We start from the raw sequence: 22,654 nt of genomic DNA, 5'->3' as shown, positions 1-22,654 counted from the left end.
CGGGCTCCTGTCAGGACAGGCCGAGCGCACGCAGGCGCAGGCGGTCGAGGGTGTACTGCGGGAGGAGACGGCCGAGGGTGCTCATCAGCCGGGACTTCTTCCCGACCGGGTAGCGGGAGCGCGGCCTGCTCGCGGTGAGGGCGTGCAGCACCGCCCGGGCGACCACCTCCGGGCTCGACCCGGAGCGCTCCTCCTTCAGCCCGGCGGTGGTCATGGTGCGGTAGGCCCGGCCGTACAGCCGCCGCCCCTCCTCGCCGAGCGAGGCCAGGCGGGGCTCGACCTCGTCTTCGAGCTTGTCGACGGCGTCGGTGTGGATGGAGCCGGGTTCGATGAGGACGGCGGCCACGCCGTACGGCTTGAGTTCCATGCGCAGCGCGTCGTTCAGCGAGCGGATGGCGTGCTTGGAGGAGCACAACGGCCCGCCGAACGGCAGGGTGATCCAGCTCCCGACCGACCCGACGGTCACCACCCGGCCGCGCGAGGCGCGCAGCTTGGGCAGCATGGCCTGGGTGACGGCGACCTGCCCGAACACGTTCACCTCGTACTGCAGGCGCAACGCGTCCAGCGGGACGAACTCCAGCGGCCCGGTCACCCCGATGCCGGCGTTGTTGACCAGCGCGTCGAGCTCGCCGATCCGCTCGGCCGCCTCGGCGATCCCCGCGGCGTCGGTGACGTCGAGGATGATCGGGGTGACCGACGGGCCGAGCGCCAGGCCGTCGGCCTCCTTGCGCACCCCGGCGTGGACGGTGAAGCCCTCGCGGGCCAGTAGCAAGGCGGTGGCGCGGCCGATCCCGGTGGACGCTCCCGTCACCAGCACGGTCTTGGACATGCGGGCTCTCCTTCCAGGTCAGTAGTAGTCGCGCATCAGCTCGGTGGCCCACTCGGGCTGCACCGTCTCGCCCTGCGGGCCGAACTCGGCCAGGTACGGCTTGACGTCCAGCACCGGCGTGCCGTCGACCGCGTCCAGCCCGCTCACCTGCAGGTCCAGGCCGTCCACGGCGAGCAGTCGGCAGCGGGAGACGCCCAGCAGGTTCGGCCGGTTCCTCCCGCGCTGGGCGAAGATGCCGACCTTCGGCCAGCCGGTGTTGCCCCGGGGGTGCCGGGCCGTGGTGGTGATCGAGGACGGGTCCACGAGGTGGAAGTGGAACACCACCTCCAGGTGCGAGAAGGCCTCCAGCCCGGCCACCGCTTCCTGGGCGAACCGGCTCGCGTCCAGCCGGATCACCGCCTTCTCGGCGTTCCAGTCATCGTCGGTCGTCTCCATGCGCCCGCCGACGACTGTCGCGACGGGTTCCAGCACGATGCTCTGCACAGCGGTCCTCCCGGGGGTCGGTGTTCATGACCTTAGGGAGCAGGTGCTCGCGGCCGAATCAGTCATGACGACTGAAGCCCCGGACCGCTTCCGCCTCCCGGTTAGGTAGGCACGCGTCGGCAGTTGTTGCGGTAGTAGTGTTGTTGCGCATAGGTTGCAATAACGAAGCATGAGGGGATCCACAGATGGGCCAGTACTCGCTGCCTGACATGCCCTACGACTACGCCGCCCTGGAGCCCGCCATCACCGGCGAGATCCTGGAGCTGCACCACGCCAAGCACCACGCCGCCTACGTCAAGGGCGCCAACGACACGCTGGAGCAGCTGGCCGAGGCCCGCGACAAGGCGCAGTTCGGTGGGCTGGTCGGGCTGGAGAAGACGTTCGCCTTCCACCTGTCCGGCCACGTCCTGCACACGCAGTTCTGGCAGAACCTCTCCCCCGACGGCGGCGACCGCCCCGACGGTGAGCTGGCCGACGCCATCACCGAGCACTTCGGCTCCTTCGAGGCGTTCCAGAAGCAGCTCACCGCCGCGACCGTCGGCGTCCAGGGCTCCGGCTGGGGCGTGCTGGCCTGGGAGCCGCTCGGCCGCCGCCTGATCGTCGAGCAGGTCTACGACCACCACGGCAACGTCGGCATGAACACCACCCCGCTGCTGGTGTTCGACGCCTGGGAGCACGCCTACTACCTGCAGTACCGCAACGTGCGCCCGGACTACGTCACCAAGCTCTGGGACCTGATCAACTGGAACGACGTCATCAGCCGCTACACCGCGGCCAAGGGCGCCTGACCCCACGACCTCGGCGCCCGCCCGCCGGCAATCCTTTCCGATTGGTCCAACCGTCCGGGCGGGCGCCGACACCCGCTCCTACCCTCGGCCACCCGCCCGGGCCTGCAGCGCGTCCAGCACCTCGACGTACTCGCCCGGCACCGCCACCTCCAGCACCAGCCCGCCGTCGGCGATCGCCAGCGTGAAGGCGAAGAACGAACAGCACCCGCTCTCCCGCGCGGCCAGCTCCGCCGCCCGGGCGGCGTTGCCCGGGCTGAACCCGAGCTCCAGACGCAGCCGGGTGGGCTCCACCCGCTCCACCCCCTGCACCGCCTCGGCGAACAACCCGTCGAACTCGGCCACCCGCAACGGCTGCTCGGCCGTGGGCAGCGTGCAGGCCGAAGGCACCCAGCCCAAGCCCAGGTCTCGTGTCATACCTCGACGGTAGACCTGTACATAGGTACCGAAGGCGAGGGCAGAGAAGATGACTCCACAGACCGACCGTGTCGACCACGAACTGATCCAGGCGGCGGCGCACGTCGCGGCCACCCGCTGCCGCGGCGACAACCACACCATGGCCGCCGCGGCCCGCGCCCGGGACGGCCGGATCCTCACCGCGGTGAACGCCTACCACTTCACCGGAGGCCCCTGCGCGGAACTGGTCCTGATCGGCGCCGCCGCCGCCCAGGGCGCCTACGACCTGGACACCATCGTCGCCGTGGGTGACCGTGACCGCGGCGTCGTGCCCCCGTGCGGCCGCTGCCGCCAGGTCCTTCTGGACTACTTCCCCACCCTTGAGGTCATCGTCGCGACGAAGGACGGCCTCCGGACGGTGCCCGTCGCCTCCCTCCTCCCCGAGAGCTACGTCTGGGCGGACCACCAGCTCGACGCCGAGGGAGACGCACCCGCCGCAGGGTGAGCGGGTGGTGATGACACGGTACGGCACAGCACTCGCCTGGTGGCGCCGCTCACCGGCCCCGCCCTGGCCGCCCTGACCTGACCGCGGGTGGGTCAGGGGGTGGGGCGGAAGTGGTCGGCGTGTTCGCGGGCCCACTGGGCGAAGGTGCGCGCGGGCCGGCCGGTGACCTCCTCGACGGTGGGGTGGACCACGTCGCTGACGCCGGGCGGGCTCATGGCCAGCCGGATGCCGAACTCCACGTAGTCCTCGTCGTACCCGAAGCCGCGCAGCCGGGCGCGTTCCTGCTCCTCGTTCAGGTGCACGAAGGTGAGGTCCTGCCCGATGGCCTCGGCGATGATCTGGGTGCGTTCCGCCGGGGTGAGGGCTTCGGGGCCGGTGATCAGGTAGGTCCGGCCCTCGTGCCCGTCCTGGGTGAGCGCGGCGGCGGCGACGGCGGCGATGTCGGCCTCGTGCACCACCACGCTGCGGAAGGTGGCGAGCGTGGACACGGTGCCGTGGGAACGGATCTCGTCGGCCCATTCCAGGGCATTGCCCATGAACTCCGCTAGTTGCAGGAAGGTCCAGCGGATCGCGCTGGACTCCAGGGCGCTCTCGACGCTGGTCGGCGACCAGCCGCACAGGACCGTGGCCCGGGTGATGCCGTGCCGGGCGACGAGGTCGACGATCTCGGGGCCGTTGGTGAGGTCGGCGTCGCCGCCGAAGGTGATCAGGTGGATCGCGTCGACGCCTTCGAGGGCGGGCCCCAGCGTGGAGATGTCGGTGAGGTCGCCCGCCACCACCTCGACCCCGGCCGGGAGGCCGGCCTTGGCGGGGTTGCGGGAGAGGGCGCGGACGTCGTGCCCGGCGGCGTGGAGCTGGGCGACGATGTGCCGCCCGACGTTGCCGGTCGCTCCGGTGACGAGAATACGCATGATCTTGGGTCCTTTCGCAGAGGTGTGGTCAGTCGGTGCTGGCGCGCAGGGCGCGCAGCCCGAGGACGAAGCCGAGGACGGCGGTCGCGGCGGCGGCGAGGAATCCGTAGCCGACGTCGGGGGTCAGGATCTGCCCGGCGAACAGGTCGCGTTCGGCCTCGACGACGTGGGTGAGCGGGTTGAACTGCGCGAGGACACGCATCCACCCCGGCCCCTCGTCGAGGGGGAGCAACATCCCGGACAGGATCATCAGCGGGAACAGGACCGTCTGGTGCACGGTCCAGAACATCCAGTCCTGCTCGCGTACGGCGATGGCCAGGGCGTAGCTGAGCGAGCCGATCCCGACGCCGAGGACGCCCAGGAGCACCAGCCCCAGGACCCCGCCGCCGGCGTCGGGCCGGAACCCGAACGGGATCATGACCACGACGACCACGACGGCCTGGACGACGAGCGGCACGAACTCCTTGATCGCGCGCCCGATGAACAGTGCCGACCGGGCCAGCGGCGTGACCAGGAGCCGTTCGTGCGAGCCGTCCTGAAGGTCGTACTGGAGGTTCGACCCGGTCCCGGCCGTCCCGAACAGCGAGGTCATCACGAGGATCCCCGGGACGAACCACGCCCACGGCGACTGGCCGGCGCCAGCGATCAGCGGGCCGAAGAGAAGCAGGAAGAACAGCGGCTGGATCAGCCCGACGACCAGGGAGAACGGGTCACCGGTCACCGGGCGCAGCTCGCGGGACATCACGATGAGGATGTCGCTCACGACGTTGCGGCGGCGGGTCGGGGTGAGGGTGCTCATGCGGCCTTCTCCGTGGTCAGCTCACTGGCGTCGGCGTCGGCGTCGGTGGCGGGTCGTCCGCCGTCGTCGCGCAGGCTCCGGCCGGTGAGTTCGAGGAACACGTCGTCGAGCGTGGGCAGCCGGGTGTCGGCCGCGACCACGGTGATCCCCTGGTCGAGGGCGGCGGCGATGGCGTTCGGCAGTGCCGCGCGGCCGTCGGTGACCTGGCCGGTGACCACGGTGTCCTGGCGGGTCACCGTACCGACTCCGTCCATGGCGGCGAGGAGCGCGCGCAGGCGCTCGGCGGCGGCGGGGTCGGTGGTCTCCAGGGTCAGCCGGTCGCCGACATGACGCTGTTTGAGCTGGGTCGGCGTGCCCTCGGCGAGGATGCGCCCGTGGTCGATGACGACGATGCGGTCCGCCTCCTGGTCGGCCTCCTCCAGGTAGTGGGTGCTGAAGACGACGGTCAGGTCGCCGCGGCTGCGCATCCCGGTGATGTGGTCCCAGAGGTTGTTGCGGTTCTGGGGGTCGAGGCCGGTCGTCGGCTCGTCCAGGAACATCAGCGCCGGCAGGTGCACCAGCCCGATCGCCAGGTCGAGCCGCCGCCGCTGGCCGCCGCTCATCGCCTGCGTCCTGCGGCGAGCCAGGTGTTCCAGGCCGAGCGCCGAGAGCAGTTCGGCGGCCCGGGCGCGGGCCGCGGCCCGGTCGAGGCCGTAGATGCGGCCCTGGGTGACGACCTCGTCCAGGGCGCGCTGGGTGTGCCCGGAGCTGTTGCCCTGGCCGACGTAGCCGATGCGCTCGCGCACCAGCGCGGCCTGGGTCCGGACGTCGTAGCCGGCGACGCGGGCGGTGCCGCCCGTGGGCGGGAGCAGCGTGGAGAGCATCCGCATGAGCGTGCTCTTGCCCGCGCCGTTGGGGCCGAGGACGGCGACCATCTCCCCTTGCGCCACGGAGAGGTCGATGCCCCGGACGGCCTGGACCTCCTCGCCGTCGGGCGCCCGGAAGGTCCGGGACAGACTGACAGTGTTGATCATGGGTCGGCGTACGCTCCGTTTCCGCTTCGGTGGCTGAACCCATCCTCGCCGGGCTTGTGGCCGGTATATGTCCACAAGTGGCCCTAGGGTGAGGTCATGTCGACCGGTACCCGTGCCCTCGAACTCCTCGGGCTGCTGCAGAACCGCCGCCACTGGCCCAGCCACGAACTCGCGCGCCGCCTCGGCGTCAGCCAGCGCACGCTCCGCCGCGACATCGACAGCCTTCAGGAGCTCGGGTACCCGATCACCGCCACCCGCGGCACCGGCGGCGGCTACCAGCTCAGCCCCGGCGCCTCGCTCCCGCCTCTGGTGCTCAGCGAGGACGAGGCCGCCGCGATCGTCATGGGGCTCCAGGAGATCACCTCCGGCCCGTCCCCGACGTCGGCCGAGGCCGCGCTGAGCGCCATGGCCAAGATCGTCCAGGTGCTTCCGGTGCGGATCCGGCGCCGCATCGACAGCCTGCGGGCCGTCGCCGTCCCGGCGCGGGACCCCGAGGCGCGGGCGGGCCTCACCGACATCGCCTCGCTGACGACCCTCGCCCTGGCCTGCCGGGACGCCGACGCGGTGCAGTTCGGCTACCGCACCCGCGCCGGTGAGACCGCGGACCGGACGGTCCACCCGCACCACATCGTCCGGGTCGAGAACCGCCTGTACCTCATCGCCTGGGACCTCGACCGGGCCGACTGGCGCACCTTCCGCGTCGACCGCCTCGGGGAGGTGAGCCGTACCGGCACGACGTTCGCCCGCCGTCCCCTCCCCGCCGACGACCCCGTCGAGTACGTGCGCGGCCGGATCAGGGCGATGCCGGTCAGGTACTCCGTGCGCGCCACCGTGTGGGCCCCCGTCGAACGGGTGCGGGCGGAGCTCGCGCCCTACGGGACGGCCGAACCGATCGACGACACCTCGTGCCGGGTGGAGATCGCCACCGACACCCTGGACTGGGCCACCTTCTGCCTCGGCGCGATCGAGGCCCCCGTGGTGATCCACGGCCCGCCGGAAGCCATCGCGTACATGCGGGCCTGGGGCCGGCGCCTCATCACCGGAACCCGGGACCCGGCGGCGTCAGCGCCCGGCGAGGGGCTGCATGGCCGGTGAGGGGTAGACGGCGAACACCCGCTGGCCGTCGAGCCACGCGGTGAGCCGTCGCGCCTCGGCCGCCAACGCCTCGCGAGCCTGCGCGGAGATGTCGTCTTCGAGCAGGCGCAGCTCGACCACCCCGCCGGGATCCTGCACCCACACCCCCACCACGCGGCCGTCGACCCAGACGGTGGTGCCGGCGTTGCCGGCGCTGTCGAACAACTGGGGCGCGTGCACGCCGAGGAAGAAGCCGCGCGCCTTCCAGCCCATCACGGTGGGATCGAGCAACGGCAGGAGCGCGACCCACGGCTCGGTGGCGACGACCGGGTCGAGATCGTCCGCGCGCAGCCACGCGGCCGAGCCGTCCTCCAGCGACACCCGCTGCGCGCCCACGTCCTCCAGCGCGGTGCGGACCGCGGTCTTGGTGCCGCCGAGCCACCAGGCGAGGTCGTCGACGGTGCCGGGGCCGTAGGACCACAGCCACCGGGACACCAGCTCGGCGTAACCCTCCCGCGAGGTGAGCGCCTTCGGCGCCTCGTCCCTCCACCACGCCCGAGTCGTCGTCCAGGTCGGGCGGCTGGTGTACCAGGGTCCGGCGTTGGCCGCGCGCGCCACCACGGCGTCCAGGCTGAGCTGCGTGAGCACGCGCGGCGCGATCGCGGTCCGTCCGCCCCAGGGCTTGTCCGGGGCCGTCTCGATGACGCCCGCGGCCTCGGGCACCTCCTGGCGGATCTGCTTCGACGTGCGCGGCACGCCGTCGGCCAGGCAGGCCAGCACCGCCTCCTCCGCGTGCGCGAGCCAGGCGCCTCCCTGCCCCTCGGCCGCCGGCCCCCAGCGTTCGAGGTCCTTGACCAGCCGGTTGCGATGGACCGCGGCCACCCGCGCCGAGGCGCTGCCCCACACCGCCGGCACGAGATCGCGGGGGAAGACGAACAGGGTCTCGCGCATCGACTGCTGCCGGACGAGGGAGCGGGTGTCGTAGAGCGCCCGCTCGACGTCCGCGGCGGTCAGCGCGCCGGCCCGGGCCCAGCAGGACAGATGCACGCTCGGCGGGTCGGTGGCGTGCAGGCACACCACCGCACGGGCGGCCTCCTCGGCGGAGGCCGCCTTGGCCGTGGGCGTGAGCGCGTGCCGTACGCCCAGGCGGGCGCGGCGCTCCTCATCGGTTACCAGGCGCATGGGGATCATCCTGGCGCAGGGCACCGACAGTTCGAGCCGCGTCCCCGAAGGCGCCTCCCGCACCCGGGGGACGTTGTGTGAGACAACGGTGTATACGGGATTGGTGTTACAGAGGGGGCATGCCATGGCCTGGCTGGTACTGATCGCTTCGGGTCTGCTGGAGGCCGTCTGGGCCACCGCGCTCAGCGCCTCGAGGGGGTTCCGGCGCATCGTGCCCACCGTGGTGTTCGTCGTCGCCATGGCGTTGAGCATGCTGGGGCTGGCCTTCGCGATGACCGAGGTGCCGGTGGGCACGGCCTACGCCGTGTGGGTCGGCATCGGCGCGGCGCTCACCGTGCTCATCGCCGTGGCGCGCGGCCAGGAGAAGCTGTCGGTGGTGCGGGCCGCACTGCTGGCGGGGCTGGTCGCCTGCGTCGTGGGCCTGAAGGCGGTGAGCTGAGATGGCGTGGGTGGTTCTCCTGCTCAGCGCGGTGCTGGAAGCGGTCTGGGCCACCGCCCTGGGCGCGAGCGAGGGGTTCACCCGGCCGGTCGCGACCGCGGTGTTCCTGGTCGCGGTCACCTTGAGCATGCTCGGGCTGGGATGGGCCGCCAAGAAGATCCCGATCAGCACCGCCTACGCCGTCTGGACCGGCGTGGGCGCCGCGCTGACCGTCGCCTGGGCGATGCTCACCGGCGGCGAGGCCGTGTCCGCGCTCAAGGTGCTCTTCCTCGCCGGGATCGTGGGGTGCGTGATCGGCCTCAAGCTCATCGAGCCGAAGCCGGCTCCCTGACCGCCCGTCCTCGTGTCGGCGAGCTCGATGCTGAGCCGGCGCGGCCCGTGTCTTCTTCCGGGGCAGGCCGCCGCGGCGTGTCGTCGGGCTTTACGGCTGGCCGGGGCCGCTGCGGATGCGGGCGAGGAGGGCGTCGTGGTCCATGCGGCGTTCGTGCAGGTGCTCCAGCCACCAGTCCACGCCCGCCTCGGCGTAGGCGGCCAGCGACTGGCCGGGGTCGGAGGTGCCGATGAGGGCCAGGCAGCCGGAATGGCCGGGCACCCGGTCGGGCGTCATCGTCATGCCGCCGTCCTCGCCGTCGCCGGCGATGATCCAGCCGTCCCAGCGTTCTGCCCGGCGGACCGCGGCAGGACTCGTGCCGCCGATCCAGATCGGGACCCGCGGCCGTTGCACCGGAAGCGGCGCCAGCCGTACCCCGTCGATGGCGTAGTGGGCCCCGGCATGCCGCACCTCCTCCCCCGCCAGCAGCGCGCCCAGCACGTCGAGGGCCTCGTCGAGCTGGGCTCCGGAGGGGTACGGCGTGCCGAAGGCGGTGAACTCGGCCTGCACCCCGCCCAGCCCCGCGCCGAGGACGACGCGGCCCCCGCTGAGCCGGTCGAGCGTGGCGACGGTCTGGGCGAGCTGCTCGGGCCGGTGCCGGGCGATCGGCGTGACCGCGGTGCCGAGCCGGATCCGGGACGTGGCCCGCGCCGCCCCCGCCAGCACGACGAACGGGTCGGCCGAGGGCACACCCCAGGCGAAGGCGAGGTGGTCCCAGACGAACATGGCCTCCCAGCCGGCCCGCTCGGCCTCCTGCGCGAACTCGATCACGCGTCCGGGCTCCGCGAGGCCACCGAGGATGGCGACATTGATTCCGTAGCGCATGCTTCCACCCTGTCACGCGCCACCGACATTCCCGCCGGCTTCCGCACGGTCTGGCCCGCGGTGAAACCTGCTCCCGGTCAGCCGGGGTGAACGAGGCGCGACTCGTAGGCGAACACCACCGCCTGCACCCGGTCACGAAGCTGCAGCTTGTCCAGGACCCGCCCCAGGTGGGTCTTCACCGTCGCCTCGGCCAGGTGCAACGCCGTGGCGATCTCCGCGTTGGACAGCCCGCGCCCCACCAGCACCAGCACCTCTCGCTCCCGCGCGGTCAGCAGGTCCAGCCGTCCGTCCCCTCCCCCGCCGCTTCCGTTGAGCAGTTGCGGGGCGAAGGTGTCCAGCAGCCGGCGGGTGATCCGCGGCGACACCACCGCGTCACCGGCCGCGATGGTGCGGATCGCGGCGAGCAGGTCGTCCGGCCGGGAGTTCTTCAGCAGGAAGCCCGACGCCCCCGCCTTGAGCGCGGCGAAGGCGTACTCGTCCAGGTCGAAGGTGGTCAGGATGAGCACTCTCGTCCCCGGGCAGTCCCGGACGATGCGCCGGGTGGCCTCGATCCCGTGCGTCACGGGCATCCGGACGTCCATCAGGACCACGTCGGGGCGCAACCGCCCGGCCAGCACCGCCGCCTCGGCCCCGTCCGCCGCCTCGCCGACGACGGACAGGCCGGGCTGGGTGTCCAGGATCATCGTGAAGGCCATGCGCAGCAGCGCCTCATCATCGGCCAGCACGACCCGGATGGTCACGCCCGCCCCGCCCTCGCTGAAACACCCGCGTCGTCGGGATGGCCCATGCCTTCCGGGTCGCCCGTGCGGAGGTCCAGCCGGGCCGTCACCTGCCAGCCGCCTGCCGCGCGCGGACCGGCCCGGAACGTCCCGCCATAGGCGGCCACCCGATCACGCATCCCCTTGAGCCCGTATCCCCCGCCAGCCCCCGGTCTTTGCCCAGCCGGCCCGTCGTCCACGATGTCGACGGTCACCGCTCCAGGGCTCAGCCCGATCCGGATCTCGGCCCGGGTCTGCGGCGGGGCGTGCTTGAGGGTGTTCGTGAGCGCCTCCTGGACCAGCCGATAGACGGTCAGCTGCGCACCTGCCGGAACCTGCCCCGCCGGACCGCGCACCTGAAGATCGACAGCCAGCCCGGCGCCCCGCACCCGATCGGCCAGACCGGGAAGCTCGGCCAGTCCAGGCGCCGGCCGCAGCTCCTCCCGCCCCGGCCCACTCGCGCCCGCCCACTCCCCGGCTTCCCCGGGTGCGAGGCTGCGGCGCATGTCGGCGAGGGCCTGCCGGCCGGTCTCCGCGATCTGGCTGACCGCCGCGGCCGCCCGTTGGGGAGCACTGTCCCGGACATAGTGCGCGCTGTCCGCCAAGGCCACCATGACCGACAGGTTGTGCGTGACGATGTCGTGCAGGTCCCGCGCCATCCGCGCCCGGTCCTCGGCCACCGCCAGCCGCGCCCGCTGGTCGCGGTCACGTTCCAGGGCGGTCAAGTAGTCCCGCCTGGTCCGCTGGTGCAGCCCGGCGGCCACCGCCGCCCCGGCCATCGCCGCCAGCGCCACCACCGACAGGAGCACCCGCCCCTCCGGCGCCCACCGCACCGAGGCCAGGACCACCCCCACCCCGGTCACCGCCGACGCCACGAGCGGGTACGGCCAGGCGGCCGTCGCCGCGACCGTGTAGAGCGCGACCAGCAAAGCCACGTCGGCCGGCAGTCGCACCCCGGCCAGCCACTGCACCGCCGCCACCGCCGCGATCACCCCGAACACCGCGACCGGCGCCCGCCGCCGCCACGCCAGCGGCACGGTCAGCCCGGCCTGCAGCGCCAGCACGCCCGGCCCGCCGGGCAGCACCTGTCCGGGACCGAGGGTGAACAGGCAGATCGCGGCGGCCAGCAGGGCGTCCACCGCCCAGGACCGAGCGTTCATGCCGCCACCCTAGGTCACCCGCCTGCGGCGATCGGCTCCTCCTCCGGGAGGAGGGTCAGCTCCAAGTCGTACGGCCGGCTCAGTCCGTGGCCGCTCGTACGAACCTCGTCGCCGCTGCGAGGCTCCGTTTTCACCGACCAGAACGGAGCCCACCCATGCCGACTTCCACCCACGCCCACCGCACGGCTGCCCCGTTGGTTGCCGGCCGTACCGGCGCCCCTGTTCTTGCTCGCCGTACGGCTGCCGCCGCCCTCGGCCTGGCAGCCGCGCTCCTCCCCTTGGCAGCGACCTCCGCCACCGCGACGACCGGCGCGACGACCGACGCCGTCGCCAAGCCCCGCGAGCTCACCCTGCCCGCCCCCACCGGCGCCCACCGGATCGGCACCCGCTCGGTCCGCCTGGTGGACACCTCCCGCCGCGACCCCCTGGTCAAGGCCAAGCCGTACCGTGAACTGATGGTGAGCCTCTGGTACCCCGCCGCCGACTCCCCCGACCCCCTCGCCCCGCACATGGCCCCGAAGGCGGCGGCCGACTGGGACACCCGCTCGGCCCCCGGCATGGGGATCAGGCCGGGCACCCTGGACTGGTCCGGCACCCGGACCCACGCCCGCCGGAACGCCCCCTTCGACCCCACCGCCGGCCGCCTCCCGGTCGTGCTGTTCACCCCCGGCGACGGCGGCCCCCGCACGCTGGGCACCGCCCTGGTCGAGGACCTCGCCAGCCGCGGCTACCTGGTGGTCACCGTGGACCACACCTACGAGGCCGACCAGGTCGAGTTCCCCGGCGGCCGGGTCGAGCGCGCGGTCCCGCTGCCGGACAAGCTCACCCCGGCCGTGATCGCGAAGCTGCTCCGCAGCCATGCCAGGATCCGCCTCGCCGACCTGCGCTTCGTCCTCGACCGGCTCCCGGCCGTCGAGGGGCTGAGCGCGGCGGCGGACCTGTCGAAGGTCGGCGTCCTCGGCCAGTCCATCGGCGGCTCGGTCGCCGCCCACCTCACCCGCGCCGACGACCGCGTGGACGCCGCCGTCAACCTGGACGGCTCCTACGTCGGCCCCGTGGCCCGCACCGGCGCGCGCAAGCCCTTCCTCCAGTTCGCCGCGCAGGACCACACCCGGGCCGGCGACCCGACCTGGAAGACCTTCTGGTCCGCCACCCCCGGCTGGAAGCGTGAGGTACGGCTGGCCGGTGCGGCCCACGGTTCCTTCACCGACCTCCAGGCGCTCGTCCCCGAGCTGACCGACTTCGTCGGCACCATCGACCCGTCCCACTCCGTGGCCGCGCAACGGGCTTACCTGGGGGCCTTCTTCGACCTGCACCTCAAGGGCCGGACGACCACGCTGTTCGACGGCCCGGACCCGCGCTACCCGGAGGCCACCGTGTCCCGCTGACCAGCTCTTCGCGGTGCTGGCTCACCCAGGCGTGGTCCGCCTTGACCTGCTCGGATCACCTACGCCCGAGATCGTGGTGGACGATGGCGCCCGGCCACAGATCGTTGTGCCACACGACCTCGCTCGCTCCGGCGAGAGCCGTACCGGCGGTGAGGTCATGAGGCGCCGGGCGAGACCAGGCCGCTCTCGTAGGCCAGGACGACGGCCTGGACACGGTCGCGCAGGCCGAGCTTGGCCAGGATGCGGGCCACGTGGGTCTTGACCGTGGTGGAGCTGAGGGTGAGCCGTTCGGCCAGCTCGGCGTTGCTGAGGCCGGTGGCGAGCAGGCGCAGCACCTCCAGTTCGCGCGGCGTCAGCTCGGCCAGGTCGCGGTGCAGCCCGGACCGGGCGTCGTCGCGGAGGGCGAAGCGTTCGACCAGGCGGCGGGTGATGGCCGGGGCGAGCAGGGCGTCGCCGGTGCGGACCAGGCGGACCGCGCTGACCAGGTGCTCGGGGCTGACGTCCTTGAGCAGGAACCCGCTGGCCCCGGCGCGGAGGGCGGCGTAGACGTAGCGGTCGAGGTCGTAGGTGGTCAGGATCAGCACCTTGGTCTCCTGCGACCCGGCCTCGGTGATCCGGCGGGTGGCCTCGATGCCGTCCATGCGCGGCATCCGGATGTCCATCAGCACCACGTCCGGGCGGGTACGGCGGACGGCGGCGATCGCTTCCTCGCCGTCGGCCGCCTCGGCGACCACGTCGATGCCGTCGGCGCCGAGGATCATGCCGAAACCGGTCCTGACCAGCGCCTGGTCGTCGGCGATGACGGCCCGCAGGGTCTCGCTCACGCGCTCCTCCACGGGATGCGGGCGAGGAGCCGGAAGCCGCCGCCGTGGCGGGCCGCCTCCAGGGTCCCGCCGTAGAGCGCGAGCCGCTCGCGCAGCCCGATGAGGCCTCTGCCGTTCCCGCTCACGGCCCGCGCAGGATCGCCGCCGGTGTCGGTGACCTCGATCCGCAGGTGCTCGCCGTCGTGGCCGACCACCACCGCCGCCGTGGCCCCGGCGGCGTGCTTCATGGTGTTGGTCAGTGCCTCTTGGACCACCCGGTAGGCGGCCAGGCCCACCCCGTCGGGCAGGGGTTCGCGCGGTGGCGTGAGGCTCAGGTCCACCTCGGTCCCGGCGGCGCGCACCCGTTCGACCAGGTCCTCGATCTCGCCCAGGCCCGGTTGCGGTTCCAGCCCGTCGGGCCGCGCCCGGTCCTCGTCGCCGGCCAGCAGCCCCATGACGTTGCGCAGTTCGGCCATGGCCGCCCGGCCGCTGGCCTCGATCGCCTCCAGTGCCCGGCGCGTCTGTTCCGGGTGCGCGTCCATCACCTTGCGCGCCGCCCCGGCCTGGATCAGCATCACGCTCACATTGTGGGTCACCACGTCGTGCAGCTCGCCGGCGATCCTGGAGCGCTCGGCCTGGACGGCCTCGCGCATCGCGCTCTCCCGCTCCCGGCCGAGCGCGGCCAGCCGCTCGCGGTTCTGCCGCCACACCTGCACGAGCCCGGCCAGGGCGCCGGCGCTGATCAGGATGACGTACGGCCCCAGCCAGACGGGCAGGCTCGGCACGAGGTCGCGCTCCAGCGCCCCGGCGACGATCGCGCCGGCCAGCAGCGCGGCCACCGCCACGGCCCGGCTGCGGCTGTGCGCGACGGCGCTGTAGGCGGCGATCGCCGCGGCCAGCACGGTGATCCAGGTCTCGCCGCCGTCCATGATGAGCACCGCGAGCAGGACGACGCCGAAGGCGCCCACCGGGTGGCGGCGCCGGTAGGCCAGGGGCAGCGTGGTCAGCGCGACCAGGGGGAGCGGCGCTTCGCTCTGATCCGCCGGAAGGGTGATCGGCCCGGTGCCGGTGGACGGCAAGGACGGCAGGGGTGGCGGCGGGGGCGCCAGCCGTACCAGCTCGGCGACGGGGCTCGGCTGCTCGCCGCCGGGGTGGCGAGGCCCGGAGCCGTCGGCCGTCAGCAGCGCGAGGGCGGTCAGGACGAGGGCGAGCACCAGGTCGGCGCGGTGCGAGGGGCGCAGCAGGCCGGCCAGGCGCTGCCATCGGGATCGAGGTGCCGCGAGCATCAGGACATTGTGCCGTTCGGGCGATATGTCGTGCATCGTGCTCGATGACCGTCCGGAGTACATCGCAGGGATGACCCGGCGGCGGGTCGTCCTCCAGGACGACCCGATTTCGGCGCAGCGACCGACGTGCCCGGACCGCGGGTTCTCTTAGCGTCGGGCCGGCCAGAACGTCTGCTGAGAGGACCGATATCCGTGCGCCGAATGGCCATCGTCACCGGGGTGCTCACCCTCACGGCCGCCCTCACGGCCCAGCCCGCCTCGGCGGAGGGACGCCTGCCGTACCTGGAGAGACCGACGGGAGCGCGCAGCGTCGGCACCACCGCCCTGCACCTGACCGACACCTCCCGCCCCGATCCGTGGAAGGCCGGAGCCGACACGCGTGAGCTGATGGTGTCCCTGTGGTACCCGGCGAAGGGGAAGGGGCGCGAGCGGGCGCGCTACATGACGCCGAAGGAGTCCGAGCTGCTGCTGAAGGACGAGAAGGTGCCCGGCGTGGCCCCCGACCTGCTGAGCCGGACGCGCACCAACGCCTTCACCGACGTACGGCCCGCAGGCCGCGGCCTGCCGCTCGTGGTGCTCTCCCCCGGCTTCTCCAAGCCGCGCAGCACGCTGACCGCGCTGGCCGAGGACCTGGCCAGCAAGGGGTACATGGTCGCCGCCATCGACCACACCTACGAGAGCGTCGCCACGACCTTCCCCGACGGCCGGGTCACCACCTGCATCCCGTGCGAGGGCCCGCGCACCCCCGCGCTCTTCGTCAAGCTGCAGCGGGGCCGCGCGGCCGACGTCTCCTTCGTGCTCGACGAGCTGACCAGGCGCTACCCCACCCTGATCGACCCCGCCAGGATGGCCATGGCCGGGCACTCGGTCGGCGGCGCCAGCACCATCGCCGCCCTGGTCGAGGACTCCCGGCTGCGCGCCGGGATCGACCTCGACGGCACCACCGACGCCGAGATCCTGACCGGCGCCCTGGCGCGTCCCTTCCTGTTCCTCGGCAAGCCGTCCACCTACACCCCCGGCACCGGGCCCGAGGCGGCGAGCTGGGAGCGCGACTGGAAGCTGATGACCGGCTGGAAGCGGTGGCTGCTGGTGGACGGCACCGTGCACGCGTCGTTCAACGACATCGGGCCGCTGGCCGAGCAGCTTGGGCTCGACGTGGGCGCGAAGCTGCCCGGCAAGCGCGCGCTGGCGATCACCCGCGCCTACGTGAGCGCCTTCTTCGACACCCACCTGCGCGGCAAGAAGCGGCCGCTGCTCGACCAGCCGTCCGCGCGCTACCCCGAGGTGCGCCTCTGCGCGCCGGACCGCGGGCGCTGCTGAGCGGGTGGCGGGAATCGGGCGGACCTTGACCGGACCGGCCCTGTCCGCGGCGGGCGGTTCGCGGCGAGAATCACCCGAGTACGGCTGTGGCGTTCCATTCGTTCTGGAGGGTGCACCGTGGTGCTGCGTGATCTGCCGGGGACGGCAGCGGGAGCTCGCGTATGAGGGCCGCGTTCGAGGTGGCGCGGGTGTTCGACGGCGAGCGCCTGCTCGACGGGCCGCACGTGGTGCTCGTCGAGGAGGGGCGGATCGTCTCGGTCGAGCCGGGCGTCCGGGCTCCGGACGGCTGGCCGGCCCACCGCCACGACGGCACGTTGCTGCCGGGGCTGATCGACGCGCACGTGCACCTGTGCGCGGACAGCGGTCCCGGCGCGCTCGACCGGCTGGCGCACAGCGACGCCGAGCAGGTGGCGGCGACCATCGAGGCGTCGCTCCGCACGCACCTCGCGGCCGGCGTCACCACCGTCCGCGACCTCGGCGACCTGCGTGACGCGGTGCTGCACTGGCGAGGCGGCGGCGCGCCCGGCCTGCCGTACGTCGTGGCCTCGGGCCGGCCGCTCACCAGCGCCGGAGGGCACTGCTGGACGCTCGGCGGCGCGGTGAACGGCGTGGACGAGCTGCTTCAGGCGGTGCGGGAGCGGGCCGCGCTCGGCGCCGACGTGATCAAGATCATGGCCAGCGGCGGCGTGCTCACGCCGGGGACCGACACCACCAAGGCGCAGTTCAGCGGGCACGAGCTGCGCCAGGCGGTGGACGAGGCGCACCGCCTCGGCGTCCCGGTCACCGCGCACGCCCACGCCCTGGAGGCGGTACGGCTGGCCGCCGACGCGGGCGTGGACGGCATCGAGCACTGCACCTGCCTCACCGCCGACGGCGTCCGCCTCGACGACGAGCTCGTGGACCGCCTGGCCGGTTCGGGGATCGCGGTCTGCGCGACGCTGGGCTCCGACCCCGCCATCGTCGTCCCGCCCGAGGTCATCGCCTACGCGGCCCGGGCCGGCATCACCGAGGCGGCGCTCCAGGAGACGGCCGCCCGGCTGCGGGCGCGCGGGGTGCGCATGGTGGCCGGGTCCGACGGCGGCATCGGCCCGGCCAAGCCGCACGGCCTGCTCCCCCGCACTTTGGAGGAGTACGTGCGCTCCGGCTGGCCGGCGGAGGCCGCGCTGGCGGCGGCCACCTCCGTGGCGGCGCACGCCCTCGGGCTGGCCGGACGGAAGGGCCGCATCCAGCCCGGCCGGGACGCCGATCTCCTGATCGTCGCCGGGGATCCGACGCGCGACATCACGACCCTCCTGGAACCGGTCGCGGTCCACCTCGGCGGGGCGTGACCGTCAGTCGAGCAGGTCGCGCCGGGCGGCGCGGTCGCGGAAGACGTGGCGGTAGGTCTTCGGGGACTGCCCGGTGAGGCGGCGGAAGTGGTGCCGGAAGTTGGCGGCGGCGCCGAACCCGGTCCGCCTGGCGATCCGGTCGATCGTCTCGTCGGAGGTCTCCAGCAGCTCCTGCGCCAGCCGTACCCGCTGCTGCAGGAGCCACTGCTTCGGGGTGAGGCCGACGACGTCGCGGAAGCGGCGGGCGAGGGTGCGCTCGCTCATCCGGGCCGCCTGGGCGAAGTCGGCGACGGTGAGCGGCTGGTCGAGGTGCTCCCTCGCCCAGTTCAGCACCGGCGCGAGGGCGTCACCGGTGCCGGGCCGTACCAGCAGCCTGGCCACCTGCGCCTCGGCCGCCTCGCGCGGCGGCGGGACGACCATCCGGCGGGCGACCTCGGCGGCCACCGCGGCGCCGTGGTCGAGCCGGACGAGATGAAGGCACAGATCGATGGCCGCGGCCGTCCCGGCCGAGGTCAGGACGTCGCCGTCGTCGGTGTAGAGCGCTCGGGGATCGACCTCGACCGCCGGGAAGCGGCGGGCGAAGTCGCCGGCGTTCATCCAGTGGGTGGTGACCTTGCGCCCGTCGAGCAGCCCGGCGGCGGCGAGCACGTACGCGCCGGTGCACAGCGAGACGACGCGGCGGCCGTGCTCGTGCGCCGCCCGGACCGCCTTGACCAGGAGCTGGGGCGGGTTGAGCTGGATGCCGCGCGCGAGCGCCGGGACGATGACCGTGTCGGCCTCGACCAGGTCGTCGAGGCCGTGTCCGGAGGCGATCCGGAGCCCGGCCGCGGTCCGCACCTCGCCCGGCTCCACCGCGCACAGGCGCAGGTCGTACCACGGGTCGGCGAGATCGGCGCGGTCCACGCCGAACACCTCGCACGGCACCGCGAGCTCGAAGGCCGGCACGAGATCGGTCACGGCGACCGCGACCACGTGCGGGCGGCGGCGGCCGGAGGAACTGGGCATGACGCCATCCTCCCCTTCCGCGGCCGGTCCGGGATCAGCCCGCCTGGACGAACTGGCAGAGGATCGGGCCGCCGGGCGTCCACCCCGGCGCGTTGGCCAGGATCTTCTCCGTGTGCGCCTCGATCGCCGGCCGCCACCGCCCGTTCCCGGTCGGCCGGAAGACCTTCACGACGTCCGGCGACCTGACCGGGGATGCGTAGCCGCCCCGGCGAACGGCACGGCCGACCGGTGGTCCAGCCAGGCCGTGAAGGTGAGCGTGCGGGCTGTTCACCATTCGCGGTTCTCGGTCCCTCCACCGGTGATGCGCACGCTGTCGGCCGAGCTCGGCAGCGCGGTGACGGTGGCGAGACCGGCGGCCAGGGTTCCGGCGGTCAGCAGGATCGTGATGAGGCGTCGCATGATTCCTCCGCTCGTTGGGCGATGACGGATTCATGCTGGCAGCCGTGCCTGGGCGGCGATGAGACCGAGAACTGCCGTTCTGCGACGACTATCCGCCACTCCGATGTGCTTGCCGGGAACGAGCATGAATGTTCAAGCCTCACCGGCACCCGGCTTCCCAGACTGGAGCACGTAAGCACCGCTCGACATGGGAAGAGGCGATGGACATGCGGATCACGCGCGACTCCACCTGGCACACCGCGGAAGTGATCTGGGGTGCTCCCGACGTCATCTGGGGGTAGGCCGGTAGGGCGCGGCTCCGTGAGCCGCGCCCTAGCGGGTGGCGGCGCAGAGGCTGCGGACCCGCTGGTCCAGTTCGACGACCACCGGCTTCCGCCACCCGTCCGGGTAGCTCTCGAGGTTCACCGCCCCCATCGCCTCGGCCAGCGCCCCGTAGCGGGCGTCGGCCTCGGCCGCCGCGTCCGCGAGCCGCTCGGCGCCGATGCGCCGGGGCGCGTCACCGTTGTCGGTGCGCCAGCTCGGCGACCGGTGCAGGCTCTCGCACGCGGTCCCGGCCAGGGAGTCGAGCGGGCGGGCCGCCCCGCAGTGGCCGGTGACCGCGGCCAGGGCCTCGTCGATCGCTGGAGCGTCCGGGGCCGAGGAGCCGGTGACCGCCTTGGCCAGCCGTACGAAGGCCTCGGCCAGCGGGCGGTGCTCCGGGTCGGTCGCCGCGGCGGCGGAGGCGAACTCCATCCCGGCCAGGATGCGGTTGGCCGAACCCGAGGTGCCGGCGACGAGGCCGCACGCGATCTCGGCGTCCCGATCCACAACGGACGTGCGGCCGACGGCGAACCACGCCGCCAGAGCGGCGGCGACGACGAGCGCCGCGATGACGGCCTTCTTCGGCGCTGACAAGCCGGCCTCCGCATGACGAGGGAAAGGGGCTACGTCATGGTCGGCCGCCGAGGGTGGCGCCCGCTTGAAGATTCATGCTCAGTTCCCGCCGCAACTCGCTGGGCGTACGGCCGGCGTACTGCTTGACCACCCGGCACAGGTGGGCCTGGTCGGCGAAGCCGTACGCCGCCGCGAGCGTGCTGAGCCCGGCCGAGCTCCCCTCGGACAGGTCCTGCAGCACCCGCCGGACCCGCAGCTCGTTGCGGTAGTCGGTGAGCGTGCGGCCGGTGACCTGCCGGAAGACCCGGCTGAGGTGGTGCGCCGACGCGCCCACCCGAGCGGCCAGCTCGTCCAGTCCGGCGGACAGGTGCTCCGTCGCGAGCGCCTCCTGCACCGAGGCGACGAGCCGGCCGTGCGCCTCCCGCGTGGCCGGACGCCGGGACGCGGCGGCCTCGGGGGCCGGGCCCAGCGAGCCCAGCAGGCGCAGCACCCGTTCTGCGGCCTCGAAGCCGTCCACGCCCCGCGTCGTGGCGGCCAGCAGGCTCCGGTGGCGCAGGTCGAACCGGGTCGGCGGCGCGAGCAACCAGTCCGAGGCCGCGGCCAGCGCGTGCGCGTCGTACAGCTCGGCGGTCAGCCCGATCACGGTGCAACGCTGGCCGCCGCCGGCGGTGAAGGCGAACCGCTCCTCCGTGCCTTCCCTGCTGAGGTAGCCCCGGCTGGGGTCGAGGAAGGCCGCGCGGCCGTCCGCTTCGCGGCGGAAGGCCCCCGCCCGGACCAGAACCACGGCCCAGCCCTCGTCGGGCTCGACCGGCGACCACCGGGCCGAACCGCCGACGCAGGTGACATCGTCCAGGACCAGGTCACCGATCCGGGCCAGCCGTCGCCGCCGCAGGATCCGCTGCCACTCCATCAGACCCGCCTCCAGCCCACCTCGCCGCCAGTGCCCGGCCGACGGCAAGGATAGGCGGACGGAGAGGGGCTAGTCCCAGGGCGGGTCCACCCGGTCGTGCGTGCGCAGGTTGTCCGCCCTGGCCAGCGCCCGGGTCTCGGGCGTCACGCAGACCTTGTCGCCGATGAACGCCTCCCGCCACACGTACCCAGGGACGCAGGTCTGCGGGCCGTACGGTCCGTCGACCCAGCGGGAGGCGGCGAGGCCGTTGTCGACGAGGATCTGCTCCCGGGTCGAGAGCGGCACGCAGACCTGGTCGCTCTCGTCGGCGCCCCGCCAGACGAACCCGGCCTTGCAGGCGTTCGGCCCCCACAGGTTCTTGATCGGGTTCCGCCGGCTCTCCGCGGCCTTGTTGTCGTTGGCCACCTGGCCCCGGGTGAGCGGCGTCACGCAGACGAGGTCGCCGGGGACCGCGAGCCGCCGGACCCGGCCGAAGGTGCAGTTGCCGTACTCGTCCACGTACTCCGCCGCGTTGCGGTTGTCCATGGCGGTCTGGTCGCGGACCGCGGTGCTGACGCAGGTCACGTCGTGGGGCATGGCCTTGCGGTGCACCCAGTCGCCCAGGCAGGTATCGATGAGCGTCTTGCTGACCGAGACGGTGACGATGGCCGAATTGGCGCCCACCTCGTCGACCTTGATGGTGACGCCGTTGGCCGACACCCGTTGGATCGGGTCACGGTTCGGCAGGCTCATGTCGCGCATCAGCCGGGGCAGCCCGCCCTCGACCGAGTGGATGAGGACGGTGGCCTTCGGGATGCCTTCGCTCAGGCCGGTCTTCTTCCTGAACTCGACCGTGTAGTAGCGGTTGAGGTTCTTCGCGTCGTACGGCACGCGCACCATGAGCGTGCCGGGCAGGTCCTGCCGTTCGATCGGGGCGAGCTGCACACTCGTGGTCACCTGGCCGTCCTTGCCCGCGGTGAGCACGCGGTTCTGCGGCAGCCAGCCCACCTCGTCCAGGCGCGGGGCGTTGAAGCCGATGGCGCCCTGCCCGAACTTGTCGCTCCAGCGCGAGTGGTGGATGTGGTCGACGCTCATGACGTCCCAGTGATCGTCGTACTCGCCCGGCTGCGACCAGTCGTAGCGCTTGAGCGTCAGGTCGTCGGAGAAGCCGTGACCGACGCCGAGGGTGTGCATGGCCTCGTGCACGGCCCAGGCCGAGTTCCAGCCATGGGCGTCCAGCAGGAAGGCGGTGCCGTAGGCACCGGAGTCGATGTCGCCGGCGTTGAGCATGACCGCGATGCGGTGCTCGGGCGGCGGCGTGTAGCCCGCGGCCCTGACCGTGCGGACGCACTGGTCGATGCGTTCGGCGCGAGGGGCCTCCTTGGACTGCTGCCAGGTGTAGGGCATGGTGAACCAGCCCTTGACCACCGTTCCCCCGGTGGTGGCGCGTCCGCGTGACTGGGACGCGATGAAGTCGTGCAGGCCGCGCTGACCCGCGCCGACCGGCGTGAAGAGCTCCTCGAAGAACAGCCGGTCCCGCGGCTCCCCGGGCCGGTCGGCGAACTTGCACATCAGGACGGACCAGTTGAGATACCCCTGCACCGGCGTGGCTTCCGCCGGATGCAGGGGTAACAGGAACAGGACGAGGAAGGCGAGCAGGATTCGTTTCACGATCTCGATGGAGCCATCCCGTACTTGGAGGCCGCTTGTGCCTCAGTGGGGAGCGGCGCGCGGCTCACGGGTGCAGATTTTGGTCACTCTGGGTAAGGCAGATGTCACCGTCCCGGAGTTCCCGGGGTGTCCACAGGCGCGGCCCGTCCGGCCGTATGACACG

Annotated in this window: 26 protein-coding genes; 8 read left to right on the top strand and 18 right to left on the bottom strand. The window is 73.1% G+C overall.

Annotation, left to right across the window (positions count from 1 at the left end; genetic code table 11):
• Positions 1-10: 10 nt before the first annotated feature.
• Together AB0I67_RS40540 and AB0I67_RS40535 are read right to left on the bottom strand one after the other, a co-directional pair.
• The gene (locus AB0I67_RS40540) at positions 11-829 is read right to left on the bottom strand and encodes an SDR family oxidoreductase (RefSeq protein ID WP_357935729.1); all 819 of its coding nucleotides are present in this window, start codon (positions 827-829) and stop codon (positions 11-13) included.
• Between the two features lie 18 nt (positions 830-847).
• Complete coding sequence (locus tag AB0I67_RS40535; RefSeq protein WP_357935726.1) at positions 848-1,312, bottom strand: SAM-dependent methyltransferase; 465 nt, start codon at positions 1,310-1,312, stop codon at positions 848-850.
• 185 nt (positions 1,313-1,497) lie between these two features.
• Between AB0I67_RS40535 and AB0I67_RS40530 the strand changes: the two genes are divergently transcribed.
• Positions 1,498-2,100, top strand: coding sequence for a superoxide dismutase (locus AB0I67_RS40530; protein ID WP_357935723.1), 603 nt, complete (start codon positions 1,498-1,500; stop codon positions 2,098-2,100).
• Between the two features lie 78 nt (positions 2,101-2,178).
• Here the strand turns inward: AB0I67_RS40530 and AB0I67_RS40525 are convergent, their stop codons facing one another.
• The gene (locus tag AB0I67_RS40525; protein ID WP_357935721.1) at positions 2,179-2,514 is read right to left on the bottom strand and encodes a hypothetical protein; all 336 of its coding nucleotides are present in this window, start codon (positions 2,512-2,514) and stop codon (positions 2,179-2,181) included.
• A gap of 49 nt (positions 2,515-2,563) precedes the next feature.
• Here AB0I67_RS40525 and AB0I67_RS40520 point away from each other — a divergent pair, with 49 nt between their 5' ends.
• Positions 2,564-2,998, top strand: a complete 435-nt coding sequence (locus tag AB0I67_RS40520; protein ID WP_357935718.1) for a cytidine deaminase — start codon at positions 2,564-2,566, stop codon at positions 2,996-2,998.
• A gap of 92 nt (positions 2,999-3,090) precedes the next feature.
• On the opposite strand, the gene AB0I67_RS40515 is transcribed toward AB0I67_RS40520, so the two are convergent.
• Genes AB0I67_RS40515 through AB0I67_RS40505 form a run of 3 tightly spaced genes read right to left on the bottom strand, consistent with a single transcriptional unit; the run spans position 3,091 to position 5,721 of the window.
• Entirely contained in the window at positions 3,091-3,909 is an 819-nt protein-coding gene (locus AB0I67_RS40515; protein ID WP_357935716.1) for an NAD(P)H-binding protein, read from the bottom strand.
• Between the two features lie 28 nt (positions 3,910-3,937).
• Positions 3,938-4,708 (bottom strand): ABC transporter permease, encoded by a 771-nt coding sequence (locus tag AB0I67_RS40510; protein ID WP_357935713.1) that lies wholly within the window; start codon positions 4,706-4,708, stop codon positions 3,938-3,940.
• Positions 4,705-5,721, bottom strand: coding sequence for an ATP-binding cassette domain-containing protein (locus AB0I67_RS40505; protein ID WP_357935710.1), 1,017 nt, complete (start codon positions 5,719-5,721; stop codon positions 4,705-4,707). Before AB0I67_RS40505 ends, AB0I67_RS40510 begins: the two co-directional genes overlap by 4 nt.
• A 96-nt stretch (positions 5,722-5,817) precedes the next feature.
• Between AB0I67_RS40505 and AB0I67_RS40500 the strand changes: the two genes are divergently transcribed.
• Positions 5,818-6,816 (top strand): transcriptional regulator, encoded by a 999-nt coding sequence (locus tag AB0I67_RS40500; protein WP_357935707.1) that lies wholly within the window; start codon positions 5,818-5,820, stop codon positions 6,814-6,816.
• Here the strand turns inward: AB0I67_RS40500 and AB0I67_RS40495 are convergent.
• On the bottom strand, positions 6,784-7,977 hold the full coding sequence (locus AB0I67_RS40495) for a winged helix DNA-binding domain-containing protein (protein ID WP_357935704.1): 1,194 nt from the start codon (positions 7,975-7,977) through the stop codon (positions 6,784-6,786). The genes AB0I67_RS40500 and AB0I67_RS40495 overlap by 33 nt on opposite strands.
• A gap of 124 nt (positions 7,978-8,101) precedes the next feature.
• Between AB0I67_RS40495 and AB0I67_RS40490 the strand changes: the two genes are divergently transcribed.
• Together AB0I67_RS40490 and AB0I67_RS40485 are read left to right on the top strand one after the other, a co-directional pair.
• Positions 8,102-8,416 (top strand): multidrug efflux SMR transporter, encoded by a 315-nt coding sequence (locus tag AB0I67_RS40490; protein WP_357935702.1) that lies wholly within the window; start codon positions 8,102-8,104, stop codon positions 8,414-8,416.
• Position 8,417: 1 nt separating this feature from the next.
• A complete protein-coding gene (locus AB0I67_RS40485) occupies positions 8,418-8,747 on the top strand; it encodes a multidrug efflux SMR transporter (RefSeq protein ID WP_357935699.1) in 330 nt (109 codons plus the stop codon).
• Between the two features lie 90 nt (positions 8,748-8,837).
• On the opposite strand, the gene AB0I67_RS40480 is transcribed toward AB0I67_RS40485, so the two are convergent.
• The 3 genes from AB0I67_RS40480 to AB0I67_RS40470 all read right to left on the bottom strand — a co-directional run bounded on the left by AB0I67_RS40480 (position 8,838) and on the right by AB0I67_RS40470 (position 11,529).
• Positions 8,838-9,611: an LLM class flavin-dependent oxidoreductase gene (locus AB0I67_RS40480; RefSeq protein WP_357935696.1), complete on the bottom strand. Its 774-nt coding sequence runs from the start codon at positions 9,609-9,611 to the stop codon at positions 8,838-8,840.
• Positions 9,612-9,688: 77 nt separating this feature from the next.
• On the bottom strand, positions 9,689-10,351 hold the full coding sequence (locus AB0I67_RS40475; RefSeq protein ID WP_357935693.1) for a response regulator transcription factor: 663 nt from the start codon (positions 10,349-10,351) through the stop codon (positions 9,689-9,691).
• Complete coding sequence (locus tag AB0I67_RS40470; RefSeq protein ID WP_357935690.1) at positions 10,348-11,529, bottom strand: histidine kinase; 1,182 nt, start codon at positions 11,527-11,529, stop codon at positions 10,348-10,350. The genes AB0I67_RS40475 and AB0I67_RS40470 overlap by 4 nt, the downstream gene beginning before the upstream one ends.
• 155 nt (positions 11,530-11,684) lie before the next feature.
• On the opposite strand from AB0I67_RS40470, the gene AB0I67_RS40465 reads away from it, so the two are divergent.
• On the top strand, positions 11,685-12,917 hold the full coding sequence (locus AB0I67_RS40465) for a lipase (protein WP_357935688.1): 1,233 nt from the start codon (positions 11,685-11,687) through the stop codon (positions 12,915-12,917).
• A gap of 155 nt (positions 12,918-13,072) precedes the next feature.
• Here the strand turns inward: AB0I67_RS40465 and AB0I67_RS40460 are convergent, their stop codons facing one another.
• Both AB0I67_RS40460 and AB0I67_RS40455 read right to left on the bottom strand, forming a co-directional pair.
• On the bottom strand, positions 13,073-13,741 hold the full coding sequence (locus AB0I67_RS40460; protein ID WP_357935685.1) for a response regulator transcription factor: 669 nt from the start codon (positions 13,739-13,741) through the stop codon (positions 13,073-13,075).
• Complete coding sequence (locus AB0I67_RS40455) at positions 13,738-15,006, bottom strand: histidine kinase (protein WP_357935682.1); 1,269 nt, start codon at positions 15,004-15,006, stop codon at positions 13,738-13,740. Before AB0I67_RS40455 ends, AB0I67_RS40460 begins: the two co-directional genes overlap by 4 nt.
• A 201-nt stretch (positions 15,007-15,207) precedes the next feature.
• Between AB0I67_RS40455 and AB0I67_RS40450 the strand changes: the two genes are divergently transcribed.
• Positions 15,208-16,326 (top strand): alpha/beta hydrolase, encoded by a 1,119-nt coding sequence (locus AB0I67_RS40450; protein WP_357935836.1) that lies wholly within the window; start codon positions 15,208-15,210, stop codon positions 16,324-16,326.
• A 161-nt stretch (positions 16,327-16,487) separates the two neighbouring features.
• Positions 16,488-17,654 carry an amidohydrolase family protein gene (locus AB0I67_RS40445; RefSeq protein ID WP_357935679.1) on the top strand — a complete coding sequence of 389 codons (1,167 nt, stop codon included), beginning with the start codon at positions 16,488-16,490 and terminating at the stop codon, positions 17,652-17,654.
• A gap of 3 nt (positions 17,655-17,657) precedes the next feature.
• Here the strand turns inward: AB0I67_RS40445 and AB0I67_RS40440 are convergent, their stop codons facing one another.
• From AB0I67_RS40440 to AB0I67_RS40415, 6 genes are all read right to left on the bottom strand, one after another.
• Positions 17,658-18,659, bottom strand: coding sequence for a helix-turn-helix domain-containing protein (locus AB0I67_RS40440; protein ID WP_357935676.1), 1,002 nt, complete (start codon positions 18,657-18,659; stop codon positions 17,658-17,660).
• 34 nt (positions 18,660-18,693) lie between these two features.
• On the bottom strand, positions 18,694-18,828 hold the full coding sequence (locus tag AB0I67_RS40435; RefSeq protein ID WP_357935675.1) for a hypothetical protein: 135 nt from the start codon (positions 18,826-18,828) through the stop codon (positions 18,694-18,696).
• A gap of 98 nt (positions 18,829-18,926) precedes the next feature.
• Positions 18,927-19,058, bottom strand: a complete 132-nt coding sequence (locus tag AB0I67_RS40430; protein WP_357935673.1) for a hypothetical protein — start codon at positions 19,056-19,058, stop codon at positions 18,927-18,929.
• A gap of 312 nt (positions 19,059-19,370) precedes the next feature.
• The gene (locus AB0I67_RS40425; protein ID WP_357935671.1) at positions 19,371-19,952 is read right to left on the bottom strand and encodes a hypothetical protein; all 582 of its coding nucleotides are present in this window, start codon (positions 19,950-19,952) and stop codon (positions 19,371-19,373) included.
• Positions 19,953-19,986: 34 nt separating this feature from the next.
• Positions 19,987-20,841 carry a helix-turn-helix transcriptional regulator gene (locus tag AB0I67_RS40420; RefSeq protein WP_357935669.1) on the bottom strand — a complete coding sequence of 285 codons (855 nt, stop codon included), beginning with the start codon at positions 20,839-20,841 and terminating at the stop codon, positions 19,987-19,989.
• 69 nt (positions 20,842-20,910) lie between these two features.
• Positions 20,911-22,491, bottom strand: a complete 1,581-nt coding sequence (locus AB0I67_RS40415) for a hypothetical protein (RefSeq protein WP_357935667.1) — start codon at positions 22,489-22,491, stop codon at positions 20,911-20,913.
• Positions 22,492-22,654: the final 163 nt, after the last annotated feature.

This window comes from Nonomuraea sp. NPDC050310 (assembly GCF_040655795.1).
GTDB lineage: Bacteria > Actinomycetota > Actinomycetes > Streptosporangiales > Streptosporangiaceae > Nonomuraea.
The sequence above is the reverse complement of the archived record's forward strand: the minus strand, read 5'-3'. Positions and strand labels throughout refer to the sequence as shown.